We start from the raw sequence: 14,033 nt of genomic DNA, 5'->3' as shown, positions 1-14,033 counted from the left end.
CATGCCAATACCTTCGTTACCTATATTCTGCTAGACTTCCAGATAGGCACCCTGTTCTTTCAGTACCGTCTGCACATCTTTGATGTTCACATCTTGAACCGTAGTCCCCATCTTGGCCGCCATCGCGGCAGCAACTCCTCCGGCATGACCAATGGCTCCTGTAGTAGGTGTTGTTCTCATCGCTGCTTGCGCTTCAAAGGTCGCTGAGATACATCTACCAATGACAATCAGATTCTTCACGGATTCGGTAATCATGCAAGAGTACGGAATACTGTACATGCCACCCCACACCAACTTCTGATGTTTCGTTCCTTCGCCATCTGGACTATGAATATCGATTGGATATCCCGAGTGGGCAATCGTGTCTTCGAATTGTCGTTGTTCAAGAAGGTCTTCTGCCGTTAATGTATAGATCCCTTTGATCTGTCTGGAACCTCTAACTCCAATAGATGGACCCGTAGATTCTACAACGGCATTCTCAAAACCAGGAATGTATTTATGTACGAACAATTCAAGCTCCCGGCATTGTTTCCGTCCTACCATTTCTGCTTTGCTCAAGCTGTACGCATCAGTGCCATCATGACCTAAAATCCGAGTCGTATTCAGAATGACCTCCCCAGGATTGTTCGTCTCAAAGAATAGAATGTTCTCACGAGGGATTGATATTTCTCCTTTCTCCTTCGCTTCTCTGAATAGACTATCGAAGCCACCTACAGATAAACGTGAAGATTTCTCAATAATGGAAGTGTCACCGTTGTATAGTGGGAAGTCATCCGGATGTGCATGGATATATTGCTTCACTCTAGGAATATTCACGTTATACATCTTCATATTAAGTGTCATCGGCTGAGTTGCCCCGTCGGATTCTCTGCCTTTCGTATATTCCACACCTGCCTTAGCGGACAGATCACCATCACCCGTGGCATCTATGAACACTGTAGACTCAATATCGCTAAGTCCCGATTTATTGCATACCGTGATGCTAATCACCTTACCATCCTCTGTCTTCACTCCAGCTAGCATCGTATGATATAGAATCTCTCCGCCATTCTCCACCACCATTAACTCCAGTTCATGCTTCATTGCCTCTGCATCAAATGGCGTAACCGAATAAGTGAACCCTACCGTATCAAAAATGTGCCCTGGCGATTTATTCAGTCGCTTCAGGCGTTCAATCAGTTGGTCTGTAAATCCTTGAATGGCTTGCTTCTCACCTGCATGGAACGTCATCATGGGTCCTACTCCGTTAGCCGTTAACGTTCCTCCTAAGAAACCTTGCGATTCTACAATTAAAGTCCTTGCTCCTGTACTCGAAGCAGCAATCGCCGCCATTGCACCAGAGATACCTCCACCCATCACGACAACGTCATATTTCTGATTATGATTCAATCTGCTTCACTCCCCTTCTGGTAATATTTATCAATAATTCTTGAACATAGATTAACAAACAACAACCAAAATGTAAATGCTTTCAGAATATTATTTTCTAAATAAACATAAATAAAGTAAATCATTTACCATCCAAATCATTCATCTCTTTCCCACCAGAAATAACACCTACATCTCTCTCCAAAAAGAACCCTTTATCAGATATATCTATCCCCTATCTAGCTAGTAATCTGTAACAAGCTTCCATTCTTATATAGTATTTATGACTGTGAATATGCCAATTTCAAAGAAATATTTCAAAGAACGCTAGCTCGAAGAACTGGCTTTCTCACATACAAAAAAGCGAAAACGCGAGAATCCCTCGCGCTTTCGCCTTTCGTTTAGTCATCAGTCATCATACTTATTTCGTCTTACTCCTTAACAGAGCCCAATGTGATGCCTGTGATAAAGAATCGTTGCAGAAACGGATACACCACAAGTACAGGGATCATCGCAATAAAGATTTTGGCTGAGTTCAAGGTCCGATTAGATAACTCACTCATTCGTTGAATTTGCTCAGCGCTCATCGTATTGGCATCAATCACAACGACCATCTGCTGAATATAGGTTTGTAGCGGATAGTGATCTGCGGTCGACATCAGCACCAACCCATTAAAGAATTCATTCCAGTGATACACAATACTAAACAAGGTTACTGTAGCAATAACCGGACCTGCGAGCGGAACAAAGATCTGAATCATCATTCGCCAAGGTCCCGCTCCATCTACTAGCGCAGCCTCCTCAAGCTCCTTGGGTAAATTACGGAAGAAGTTAATAACGAGGATAACACTAAACACAGGAACACTACTTCCTAGAACAAGTGCCCAAATATTGTTGATAAGCCCCAATGATTTGATTGTCATATACCAAGGGATTAGTCCCCCATTAAAGAGCATTGTGAAGACAAGAATCCACATCAATACATTACGAAAAGGTAACTCCTTAGCCCCTTTGGATAACGGATAGGCCATCAGCAGAATAATAACAAAATTCAGACCTGATCCTAAGACCACGCGTTGGATGGAAATCCAGAATGAATTGAAAAATTTGCGATCTCCCATAATCTCTTTATAGGAACTAAAGTTAAAACCTACCGGCCACAATCCTACCTTACCTGAGCTTGCTGCTGCATTATCACTAAGGGAGACGGCAAGCGTATACCATATAGGAAGTATACATAAGAGCGCAATAGCCACCAGAATGATGATAAGAAAGATATCGAACAGCCTGGAGCCTGCTGTATTATCTTTGACCATAGACGTAGCTCCTTTATATTAAAAGATACGATAATTGGCAAACTTGGCTGCTAAGTAGTAAGACACAGTAATCATTGTGAAGCTGACCACCGACTTGAGTAGGCCCATTGCTGTTGCTAAGCTGAACTGTAAATTCACAAGCCCCGTTCGATATACCCACGTATCAATAATATCGCCACTGGAATAGACAAGTGGGTTGTACAGATTGAAGATTTGTTCGAACCCTGCGTTCAAGACATTCCCTAAACTAAGTACGGACAGAAGTATAATAGCGGATACGATCCCTGGAATCGTGATATTTCTTATTCGTTGTAACCGTGATGCTCCATCGATGGCTGCAGCCTCATATAAAGAAGGGTTAATTCCTGTTAAGGCTGCTAGATAGATAATCGTATTGAACCCGAATTCCTTCCAGACATCACTCCCTACCACCAGGGCTGGAAATAAATCTGCTCTACCAAAAAATAAGATTGGTTTCATATCAAACACTGAAAGCAACTGGTTCACCGGTCCTGTGTATCCAAATACATCTAGTAAAATGCCTGATAGAATAACCCATGAGATAAAATGAGGTAAATAAACGATCGTCTGAATCCATCTTTTTAGATAGTTGATCCTTAGTTCATTCAGCAATAGCGCAAAAAGGAGTGGAATGAATAGATTTCCGATAATCTTCATAACGGCTATAAAGATTGTGTTAAAAAGAATCGTCCCACTATCGTTAAGCGAGAACATGTATTTGAAATTATCCAGTCCAACCCACTCCGATTGGAGTATACCAAGTCCAGGATTATAGTCTTGAAAAGCCATCACAATCCCGAACATAGGAACAATACTGAACAAGGTCAACCAGATGAAGCCGGGGAGAAGCATGAGGTAGTAATGTTTAGCGAATCCCTTGTTTACCATGGTTCATCACTCTTCCTTTCTCATCTGTTGATAGAAGAGCACCAGAGAGCCAAGACTCTCTGATGCCAGCTCTACCTTGAATCCATGTTACTTCGCTAATTCCGCTACCTCAGCCAAAATCTCATCTCCACCTTGTTTTTTCCAATCCACGACGAACTTATCGAATGAATCTAGCGGAGCTGCCCCCATAATAATCTTAAGGAAGGTTTCCTTCTCCATCTTATCTAGCGTAGCCCATTTACTCTCCATGGTCTTCGTCTGCGAGTATGTTAAGCTGTAGGTTTTCTTATACGGCTCCATAAGTGGTGCTATACCGACCATTGTGGAATAAAGTCGCTTCCACGCCCCATTATCTGCATTAGGGTCCCAATACTGGATATCCACCTTATCATAAGGCTCAAGTTTAACTTTCTTAATATTCTCAGCGTCTGACTTCAGTAGTTTATAGCCCGGAAGATCTAAATCTGCTGCGGTCTTCGTACCTGCCAATACTTCTTTCATCATGTTATAGGTAACGTACATCTCATCCATTGGAGCAAAGACAATACGCAATGGATAGTTACCAATGCCTACATTCACATCAAATGTGGATTCATCTCTTAACAAGAGATTCTCCATCTTAATCGCTGCTTCTGGGTGCTTATAGTCCTTACTAACCACAAGATATTGATTCGACGGTGTCCCCATATGAGGGGTGAATTCCCCATTACTATCTAATAAAGTGTAAGCCTGCCAATTGGCTTCGGGATTGTTCTTTATAGCATCTGCTAATGGACCATAACCACCCGCCCACCATAGTCCGAAATAAATACCGGAAGTTCCATTCTTGATTAATTCCTGTGCATCCTTACGGATACTCATCTCCTGATCAATTAATCCCTTCGCATATAAATCTCTCAACTTGGCAAGGGCTACCTTGGTTTCCGGCTCAATCGAACCGTACGTTGGCTTGCCATCAGCACCTTCTAACCAGAAGCCTGGGTAGGAATGATTAGCACCAAAGACTGGGTCGAAACCATAGTTATTGTTATTGGGATTAATAAAGTCTGCATTAAGTAGACCTCCCGATTGTGGACCGGTGATACCTATCGTATCTGCTTTGCCATTACCATCTGGATCTTGTTCAACGAATGCTTTCGCAACCTTTTCCAAATCATCCAAATTTCTTGGCACTTCAAGATTTAGTTTATCTAACCAATCTTTACGAATCCACATGATATGCTGCATATCCGATTCTGCTGTCACGTTAGGTAGAGCATACATTTTACCGTCAAACGTAACGGATTTCATAGCGAGTCCTTCGGTTGTTTCGATAATTCCCTTAAGTGTAGGTGAAGCATATTGCTCGTAAACTTCCGTCAGATCAGCAAGCTGATTGCTCTTCACCATCTGTCTTAGCTGGGTGTCTGTGACAACAAGCGCGTCTGGCAAATCATTACTGGCAATCGATAGATTAACCTTCTGTGTGTAATCCTTCCCTACGCCAGCTTGCCAAATAATCTTCGTATCGATATTCAATTTCTCTTTCACATATCTGGTATAGGTATTATTCTCAGGTGTGTCTCCGGATGGTAAGCTTTTGTCCGCCGAGTCTACTTCTTTACCAATATTAATCGTGATGGGCTGACTATACTTACCGAATGGGTCGATTGGGTCTTGGGTAACGACGTCCTCTTTACTGGAAGTATTATTACCATTTCCACATGCAGACAGGATCAACATGACGGTTGCTAGTGTTGCAACCATGACTTTTTTCGTGTTCTTCATATTCGCCCCTTCTTTCATCCATATATTTCTTACACCCCTAAGGTAACATAGAATTCAACTCCCATTAGATAGAAAGCGGTTACATTTATAGATAGAGAGATGACCTTGAATGTCCTCAGCCGTCGCTTCTCCCTATTTCATATCCCAACATTCCCCTACCTAATCTGTAGACATATGTCTACCTTCTTGCACCTTCACACGGTACTCACTAGGAAGTATCCCTGTGTGCTCACGAAAGGAACGACTGAAATATTTATCATCCTCATATCCAACGTTATTGGCGATCCACGTAATGGTTCTATTCGTGTAATGAAGGTAATGCTTCGCTTTATCCATTCTTACTTGTCGTAGATAAACATTGAAGTTATCGCCAGCGATCTCTTTGAAGCATTGACTGAAATAACTGCGACTCATATTGACCCTTTTAGCTATCTCTGTAGCTGTTATCTGTTGGTCAAGCTCTTCGTGGACTAGATCAACCGCCTTCATAATACACTTCATGACCTCTGGTGAGAATTCAACCTTATCCAAGGCATGGCGAATATGATGACGTGTCTGATCAATCCAGCGTTCAACTTGTTGCCAGGAATCGAAAGAATCTTGGAGTTGCAGAGACACAGGGATGATTTTGACAAAGAGATGGTTCCAACGATCCACAAGTACATACATGAACCCAATTAACTTGGCTTGAGACATCCGTTGAAGTTTCAGTTCCTGTATATTTGTCTGATATAAAGTATCCTGATAAATCCATTCCATAGCATGCCAATTGGTCTTTAGTAACGTCAAGATTTCTTGTGTACGCTCTTGTTCTGCACATTCTACAGCGTCCATGGATCTGTCCAAGATTCTCATCCTTGGATTGTAATCGTAGAAGAAATCCTTCTCCTTATATTCTCGAATCCACGCAAAGACTTCTTCCTTCCTTACATTCTGAATTCCACTCAGCCTCATCATCACCCAATCCGAATAGGTATCTAACTCTTTCAATAGACTCTCAAGCCAAATGTCACTTTCCGGATGACTTGGAGGTAGACAAAAAAATAGATTAAAACCCACTTCCGCTACGCGGCCATGATGGCAGGATATCCATGTTCTTACCCTGTTACTACTAGATATAGGATTTGTCGAGAGCAACACATACCCTTCGTTCATGGTGAAAACCTCGTGATCAGGAATATCGTGTTTCCCCTTACTGCTCAGCAGATCTTGTTCCATCATTCGATTATGAATTCTCTCAAGAACCTCTTCGAATTTCTCCTTCTCTAACTGAACCTTCGCAATATAATCGATAGCTCCAAGCCTCATAGCTTCCTGTATATATTCGAAATCCTGGTGAAGTGTCAGTACAACAATATGCACATGGGGATACTCTTTCCGAACCACTCTCATTAGATCAATACCTGACATGACAGGCATGGACAGATCTGTAAGCATTAACTCAACTTCATTCTCAGCGAGGAAAGCTAGTGCCTTCTCCCCATTACTCGCTTCTCCAATAACTTGCATCCCGAAGTTCTGCCATGGCATGGCCGATATCAATCCCTTGCGAACCAGCTTATCATCATCAACGACGATCACTCTAATCATGATGGACTGCACCTCCAATAGGTAAGCTTAGGTGAATGGTTGTTCCTGTACCGATGACACTAGTTACCCTTAGTTCAGCCTGTCCGCCATAATAGACCTCAATCATACGCTTCACATAGTTCATCCCAATTCCCATACCGACCTTGCGATTCTCCGTCTCTGTGGTGTGAAGTAAATGCTGAATCTTCTCTTGAGACATCCCCGAACCGTTATCCCGAATGGAGATGTCAATGTAATCGGTTAGCCGAACATCTACTTCAATATAACCATCATCATCTAACCCGTGATAGAGAGAATTCTCCACAAGCGGTTGCAGAATAAATCGTGGAATAGGAATATCCAATACTTCTTGATCCACATGAATATGTACGTCGAATTGAAAATCATAGCGAACCTGCTGTAGAATCAGGTATTGTTTGACTGCTTCAATCTCTTCGTGAATCGTTGAGGATTGACCTAATTTGCCTAGGTTGTAATGTAACAATTTGTTTAATGAGGAGACCAGACGGTCAATCTCATCTTGGCCATTCATGACAGCTAGCCAATGCACCGTGTCGAGCGTATTCATTAGGAAATGTGGATTGATCTGGTATAACAACTTCTCCACTTCAAGATCGGCTCTGCGCTTTTCTTTGGTCTCGACTTCAGCAAATAGGTCCCAGATCTGGTTCTTCATATGTTGAAATTGATGCAATAGCAGATCAAACTCCGGTATTCTCGTCTGCACAACTGTGGCCTGAACATTATTCTGCGCCATAAGTTGTATTTCTTTATTAAATCCTTTTAGAGGTCGATATATCATTGTCCACAGTAACCAAGCCAGGAATAGAGCCATTCCAAGGAATAGTAGGGAGAACAAAGCGATCTGGATAAACCATCGATTCATTTCTTTGTTATAGTCCGACTTCGGGGTGAGGGATATGATGCTCCAACCTTGATTACTTACCTCTCTGAACCAATAATACCCACTCTGTGTACCTGACAATTGCTCTTTATCGAAATGTGGAAAGAACGTACCCATCTGGAAAGCATCCGTAGCATCGCTATAGGCAATTCTCCCATGGTTATCTAAAAATATATGAGATGTGGCACCACCAATCGCATCGTTATGCAGAATGTTCTGGGTTAACTTGAACCCCGTTTCAATATAAATATAAACATCCTCAAGACTTGATAAGTCTACTTTTCTCAGTGCAGATAATACATACTGATTGTCGAAGCGATTGTTACTAACATGCGGTCCATAATAAGAAATTTTACTATATTCTGCTAGTAGGGGTAGGTCTTTCGGAGAAAAATGATCCTTCACACCTGAATTCTCAAGTTCATACCTGTCATCATTTTGAAAATAATATAGCGTAAGTCCTATGCTCGGGTTCGTAAAGGTGATCAGGCCCAATTCTTCCTTCAGTTCACTAATCAACTGCGATCGATCATAAGGCTCGCTAGTGGACTGTAACTTATCGAGCTTGTTCCCAACGATTCCTCCAATTGCAAACTGTTGTGATACATGATTTAGATTGTTGATGGAATTCTCTAAAGAAAGCTTCACTTGTCTTAGATTATTCTGAATTCCGGTTTGAATTTTATTGGTGAGAATAGAGTAGATCGTAAAGTAAGATATTAGAATGATCGTAATAAAAGGAATCAATGAACTAATCAGGAAAATGATAATGATCCTTTTCTTTAACGTCAGATAATCATAGAGATATCGTTTCAACCTACTTTTAGATCCCGTTATGATAACACTCCCTCTTCTATGTTACTCTGAAAATAACTCATCATAGAGATTACTAATATACTTTAAATTAGAATTAGTAAAAGGTTACCATAGACTAGATCATCTTGCATTAGTTGTTTTAGGCGTCATATAAGGGAATATATCTCCCTTTCATGTATATACTATGTATCTACCCGATAAGGAGGTAATGCTATAATGGAGGAATCAAATGAACAAAGGATGAGCGCCATGTCTGTTAAAGTTCAGAAGTGGGGGAATAGTCTCGCTCTACGAATTCCTGTGCAATTCACCTCGAAATTAGGTATTGGTGAAGGTACTGAAGTGCAGTTAGATTTCGATGATAAGGGTGGGCTAAGCCTAATGCCTGTGAAACAAAAACCGACATTAGAAGAATTACTATCTCAGATTACTCCAACGAATCGACATAACGAAATAGATTTCGGAAAATCTGAAGGGAATGAATCTCTTTGAGTATTCCAGAACGCGGTGATTTGGTTTATCTATGCTTTGACCCACAAGCAGGATACGAACAGGCAGGGCGAAGACCTGCTATCGTATTATCTCCGAAGGCATTCAATCAAGCTACTGGATTTGCTGCCTTCTGCCCCATCACGAATCATATAAAGGGATATCCTTTCGAAGTGAAATTGACGGAAGAGGATACTATTACGGGTGTGATACTAAGCGATCAGATAAAAACGCTTGATTGGAAAGCAAGGCGTTGTGAAATTGTCGGCCAAGCTGCGAGCTCTGTTACCCGAGAAGTTCTAGACAAAATCCATACTTTTTTGGACTAAATGAATAGATATTCAAGCATAAACGGCATCACCGTCCTTTAGCGGCGAAGAAACGTTTAGCGTTGAAATATAAGTCTATTTATAAGAGAAATACTTATAAATTCTTATATGTTAAAAAGACCGCTAATAAGGAGTAATCCCCATTAACGGTCTTTGTTGTGTCTATTTAAATTACTCGCTGCGAAGAGCGGACACAGGGTCCTTCTTCGATGCCATCTTAGCAGGAATGAACCCACCAATCATCGTAAGTACTACACTAATAATGCCAAGTGTTAGAGCATGTAGCGGATTAAGCTGTGCAACATTCGAAAGTTCCGTCATATTATACAGGATTGCATTGACCGGAATTGTCAACAAATACGTGATCCCAATACCAAGAACTCCTGAACAAGTACCAATAATAAAGGTCTCTGCATTAAATACTCGCGTAATATCCTTCTTTCTTGCGCCCAAGGCACGAAGAACACCAATCTCCTTCGTTCTTTCCATGACTGAAATATAAGTGATTATTGCAATCATAATAAGTGATACCACAAGAGAGATTGCAGCAAATGCAATGAGGACCATCGTAATCCCATCCATGATGCTTCCCGAAATACTTGTCACAATAGCGGCCAAGTCCGTGTATAACACTTTATCTTCCGTTGCCAAGTCCGTATTCCACTTATCTAAGTAAGCAGTAATCGATTCTTTCGAACTGAAATCTATTGGATATAGAGACACCGATGTTGGAATCTCGGTTGCTCCTAGAGAGGCAAGAATATCATCCTTGGTGGACATCGTTGGAGTTACTGATGCCATAGCAGCAGCCATACTTGGATCCATCGTTGGCATCCCCGCTTGACTCATCCCTGCCATACCACTTCCAGCTATACCTTCAGACAGGACTTGCCCTGTTAACACGTTATAGTCTGCTGTCTGTTGGGCTTTTACAATCTCTGAATTCTTAGCATCTTCAATGAACATGGTTGCAAGTTCATCAGAGTATGCGATTCCAGCAGGTAATGTAGACATTTTGGATTCTTCCTGGCCACGAATAACCCCGACAATATTTAAGGTTATAGCTTCGTCACTATGATACATATCCATTAAATTCGATGCTGTTCCATTCACTACGAACTGCTGGTCTTTTTTTACGTAATAATCATTATTCTTTATGAGCTTCAATTCATGTCCAATGAGCTCGGTTAGATTGATACTATCTACATCGTAGTTAATACCGAGCGCATCAAGTGCCGCATTGTTCAACCGGTTGTACTCATCCACGATCAATACGATATCCGTCATCTTCGTTGGGAAACTTCCCTCGAGCACATCATAGTACTGTTCTAAGTAACTTCCAGATTCGTCCCCTTGTTTGCTAGGATAAGGTGAAAAGCTAATATTCCCCTTATTGACAGTCGTTGCCTTGTCTCCGTTGGACGTTAACATATTCATATTCACGGTTCGTGTATAGGAAATGCCATCGATTAACTTAGGATCGATCTTCTCCAGATAAGCTAAATATTCCGTTGTCAGTACATTCTTATGAATGATTGAATTCTCCGTTGGATCATATGGAATTAATGTCTTCTCTGTCGGATAAGTCGGAAGATTCGTGCCACTCATAGCTGCATGGTCAGACATATCAACGCTCATCGCATTTTGGCTTATCGTGATCGGGAAATTCGACATTGCACCTGCTTCATAAGAACTGATCTGCTTATCAAACCCATTAGACAAGGATAGAATTAACGCAATACCGATAATCCCAATACTGGATGCAAAAGCAGTCAATCCCGTTCTCCACTTCTTCGTCGCAATATTCTTGCCCGACAATTTCAATGCCGTGAAGAAGCTCATGCTTGTTTTCTTAAGCGTATATTTGGACGTTGTCTTTTGATTAGCTAGTGGATTGCTATCCGATACCGCATTACCGTCAGAGAACTTGATAACGCGATCCGCGTATTGTTCCGCCAATTCAGGGTTATGAGTAACCATAATAACTAGCTTATCTTCCGCAATCGTCTTGATTAAATCCATGATCTGTTCACTAGTCTCTGAATCCAAGGCACCTGTCGGTTCATCTGCGAGAATAATATCTGGATTATTGGCTAGCGCGCGAGCGATGGCCACACGTTGCATCTGTCCCCCAGACAACTGGTTCGGTTTCTTGTGTACATGGTCTTTCAATCCAACCTTCTCTAGCACTTCCATGGCCTTCTTATTCTTCTCAGATGAAGATACACCACTCAGTGTCATCCCCATCTCTACGTTATCCACGATACTTAAGTGCGAAATCAGATTATAACTTTGAAATATAAAGCCAACACTATTATTACGGTATGCATCCCAATCGCTATCTTGAAAATGTTTGGTGGATTGTCCGTTAATGATTAGCTCTCCACTGTCATACTGATCCAGTCCACCAACCACATTTAGTAACGTAGTCTTACCAGACCCGCTCTGTCCAAGAATAGCTACAAATTCACTTTCTCTAAAATTAAGGCTTACTTTGTTCAGTGCTACCTGCGTGAAATCCCCAGTCTTATAACTCTTGGTGATATCTTTCAATTGCAACATCGGTACCTCTCCCCTTCCAATACGTAGGCTCTCTTTATTAGTTTATCTAATGTACTAACTTCCCTAAGTATATCAACGATTTGTAAACTAAACCTAAACTGAATCTAAACGTCATTGAAATGACGCAATTAATCTGGTTGATATTCACTTTATATTTATGGGTTATACTTAAGGAAAAAATTATCAAGTGAAACTTATGCATTCTTATATTTTATAGAAACTTACTATATCAGAGCTTCTGGAGGTAACGATATGTTTAATATCCTTGTAGTCGAGGATGATCCTACATTGCGCCAACTATTCTGCACTGTTCTAACCAGAAATGGTTACCGCGCACAAGCTGCGGAAGACGGAGAGGTTGCACTAGCTATATTAGATAAAGAATACGTGGATCTAATGATCTGTGATATTATGATGCCTCGTATGGATGGCTATGACCTTACTAGAACCATTAGAGAAGCGAACTATAACCTTCCGATCTTAATGGTAACGGCCAAAGAAAGCTTCACGGATAAGCAGCGAGGTTTCCTCATTGGAATTGATGATTACATGGTTAAACCCATTGATGTGAACGAGATGGTTCTGCGTGTCAGCGCACTCCTTCGTCGTGCCCAGATTATCAGTGATCGCAAGATTATATGCGGCGATAGCCTACTCGAATATGATTCACTAACGGTCGTTCAACATGAAGAGCAGATTATTCTTCCGCAGAAAGAATTCTATCTGTTATATAAATTACTATCTTATCCGAATAAGATCTTCACCAAACAACAGTTAATGGATGAAATATGGGGGATGGATACAGAATCGGACGAACACACCGTGGTTGTGCATATCAACCGCTTGCGGGAACGTTTTAAGGCATGTCCCGATTTCGAGATCATTACGGTCAGAGGTCTAGGATATAAAGCGGTGAAATGGACATGATCAAAAAAAATAATCGAAGTCTATGGTGGTCTTTCGTATCCTTAATCTTCTTTAGCATGCTAGTATCCACTTTCCTGATGGCCATCTTAGCATTTGTCTATGTCCGCTACGGGAATTTATTTATTCATGGTAATACTCATTTTGTACCCATTCTATTCATGATGTTTTTTAGCCTCGTGACGGGTTACATCATCACTATGTATGTAGGAAAGAAAATCTTGTCCCCTATTACAGATTTCAGTAACGCAGCTAAAGAAATAGCAAAAGGAAACTTTAACATTGATCTGAATGAATCCCATCGTGTTCGTGAAATTAGTGAAGTCGCACATCATTTCAATATCATGGTCCAAGAACTACAAAGTATAGAGACACTTCGCAATGACTTCGTTGTCAACGTGTCACACGAATTCAAGACGCCGATCGCAGCCATTGAAGGTTATGCCACGCTGTTGCAAGATAAGACCATTACGAAGGAAGAACATGACGAATATACCGGAATGATTGTGAATAGTGCTCGGCAGTTGTCAACCTTGTCTGGTAATATCCTCAAAATATCCAAGCTTGAAAACCAAGAAATGATCACGAATAAAGGAGAGTATCGATTAGATGAACAAGTCCGCCAAGCCTTACTACTACTAGAATCGATATGGACACCACAACAACTGACACTGAACATTGAGCTCCAGAAGTGTATGTATCACGGAAACGAAGAACTTATGATGCAAGTGTGGTTGAATCTGCTCGGAAACGCGATTAAATTCACGCCAGAAGGCGGAGAAATATCAGTTAGTCTTACTACTACGGATCACTGTATAGCTGTGATCATCACCGACACAGGTATTGGTATGACGAAGAGTGTTCGGAAACATATATTTGAGAAGTTCTATCAAGGAGATCATGCCCGCAACGCTGAAGGGAACGGACTCGGGCTCCCCCTAGTCTATCGTATTATCAACTTATGCGGCGGTACGATTGAGGTTAAAAGTGAACTTGGAGTAGGTTCTACCTTCACGGTAAAGTTGCCTGTAGATTGATGGAATTCAAGCCCATCTTGTA

At 41.3% G+C, this 14,033-nt stretch carries 11 protein-coding genes; 4 read left to right on the top strand and 7 right to left on the bottom strand.

The genetic code is table 11. The annotated features are described in order from the left end of the window. Positions 1-30 precede the first annotated feature (30 nt). The 6 genes from AC1D69_RS20775 to AC1D69_RS20750 all read right to left on the bottom strand — a co-directional run bounded on the left by AC1D69_RS20775 (position 31) and on the right by AC1D69_RS20750 (position 8,646). The gene (locus AC1D69_RS20775; protein WP_495458045.1) at positions 31-1,389 is read right to left on the bottom strand and encodes an FAD-dependent oxidoreductase; all 1,359 of its coding nucleotides are present in this window, start codon (positions 1,387-1,389) and stop codon (positions 31-33) included. Between the two features lie 410 nt (positions 1,390-1,799). Next, complete coding sequence (locus AC1D69_RS20770) at positions 1,800-2,684, bottom strand: carbohydrate ABC transporter permease (RefSeq protein WP_495458044.1); 885 nt, start codon at positions 2,682-2,684, stop codon at positions 1,800-1,802. 18 nt (positions 2,685-2,702) lie between these two features. Continuing rightward, positions 2,703-3,593, bottom strand: coding sequence for an ABC transporter permease (locus AC1D69_RS20765; protein ID WP_495458043.1), 891 nt, complete (start codon positions 3,591-3,593; stop codon positions 2,703-2,705). Between the two features lie 87 nt (positions 3,594-3,680). Further along, positions 3,681-5,360: an extracellular solute-binding protein gene (locus AC1D69_RS20760; RefSeq protein ID WP_495458042.1), complete on the bottom strand. Its 1,680-nt coding sequence runs from the start codon at positions 5,358-5,360 to the stop codon at positions 3,681-3,683. A 159-nt stretch (positions 5,361-5,519) separates the two neighbouring features. After that, positions 5,520-6,950: a response regulator gene (locus AC1D69_RS20755; protein WP_495458041.1), complete on the bottom strand. Its 1,431-nt coding sequence runs from the start codon at positions 6,948-6,950 to the stop codon at positions 5,520-5,522. Beyond that, a complete protein-coding gene (locus AC1D69_RS20750; protein ID WP_495458063.1) occupies positions 6,943-8,646 on the bottom strand; it encodes a sensor histidine kinase in 1,704 nt (567 codons plus the stop codon). Before AC1D69_RS20750 ends, AC1D69_RS20755 begins: the two co-directional genes overlap by 8 nt. Positions 8,647-8,886: 240 nt before the next feature. On the opposite strand from AC1D69_RS20750, the gene AC1D69_RS20745 reads away from it, so the two are divergent. Further along, complete coding sequence (locus tag AC1D69_RS20745) at positions 8,887-9,162, top strand: AbrB/MazE/SpoVT family DNA-binding domain-containing protein (RefSeq protein ID WP_495458040.1); 276 nt, start codon at positions 8,887-8,889, stop codon at positions 9,160-9,162. Continuing rightward, complete coding sequence (locus AC1D69_RS20740; RefSeq protein ID WP_495458039.1) at positions 9,159-9,488, top strand: type II toxin-antitoxin system PemK/MazF family toxin; 330 nt, start codon at positions 9,159-9,161, stop codon at positions 9,486-9,488. Before AC1D69_RS20745 ends, AC1D69_RS20740 begins: the two co-directional genes overlap by 4 nt. A gap of 171 nt (positions 9,489-9,659) precedes the next feature. On the opposite strand, the gene AC1D69_RS20735 is transcribed toward AC1D69_RS20740, so the two are convergent. Beyond that, positions 9,660-12,050 carry an ABC transporter ATP-binding protein/permease gene (locus AC1D69_RS20735; protein WP_495458038.1) on the bottom strand — a complete coding sequence of 797 codons (2,391 nt, stop codon included), beginning with the start codon at positions 12,048-12,050 and terminating at the stop codon, positions 9,660-9,662. Between the two features lie 252 nt (positions 12,051-12,302). Here AC1D69_RS20735 and AC1D69_RS20730 point away from each other — a divergent pair, with 252 nt between their 5' ends. Together AC1D69_RS20730 and AC1D69_RS20725 are read left to right on the top strand one after the other, a co-directional pair. Continuing rightward, positions 12,303-12,977 carry a response regulator transcription factor gene (locus AC1D69_RS20730; RefSeq protein ID WP_495458037.1) on the top strand — a complete coding sequence of 225 codons (675 nt, stop codon included), beginning with the start codon at positions 12,303-12,305 and terminating at the stop codon, positions 12,975-12,977. Continuing rightward, entirely contained in the window at positions 12,974-14,011 is a 1,038-nt protein-coding gene (locus tag AC1D69_RS20725) for a HAMP domain-containing sensor histidine kinase (RefSeq protein ID WP_495458036.1), read from the top strand. The genes AC1D69_RS20730 and AC1D69_RS20725 overlap by 4 nt, the downstream gene beginning before the upstream one ends. Positions 14,012-14,033 lie beyond the last annotated feature (22 nt).

This window comes from Paenibacillus sp. Y301 (assembly GCF_059445505.1).
Note: the sequence above shows the minus strand (reverse complement) of the source record. Positions and strands in the feature narration are given on the sequence as shown.

Bases quoted from the DNA above. Each gene is read 5' to 3' on its own strand.
- AC1D69_RS20770 (WP_495458044.1), bottom strand. From the start codon at position 2,684: ATGGTCAAAGATAATACAGCAGGCTCCAGGCTGTTCGATATCTTTCTT.
- AC1D69_RS20765 (WP_495458043.1), bottom strand. From the start codon at position 3,593: ATGGTAAACAAGGGATTCGCTAAACATTACTACCTCATGCTTCTCCCC.
- AC1D69_RS20760 (WP_495458042.1), bottom strand. From the start codon at position 5,360: ATGAAGAACACGAAAAAAGTCATGGTTGCAACACTAGCAACCGTCATG.
- AC1D69_RS20755 (WP_495458041.1), bottom strand. From the start codon at position 6,950: ATGATTAGAGTGATCGTCGTTGATGATGATAAGCTGGTTCGCAAGGGA.
- AC1D69_RS20745 (WP_495458040.1), top strand. From the start codon at position 8,887: ATGGAGGAATCAAATGAACAAAGGATGAGCGCCATGTCTGTTAAAGTT.
- AC1D69_RS20735 (WP_495458038.1), bottom strand. From the start codon at position 12,050: ATGTTGCAATTGAAAGATATCACCAAGAGTTATAAGACTGGGGATTTC.
- AC1D69_RS20730 (WP_495458037.1), top strand. From the start codon at position 12,303: ATGTTTAATATCCTTGTAGTCGAGGATGATCCTACATTGCGCCAACTA.
- AC1D69_RS20725 (WP_495458036.1), top strand. From the start codon at position 12,974: ATGATCAAAAAAAATAATCGAAGTCTATGGTGGTCTTTCGTATCCTTA.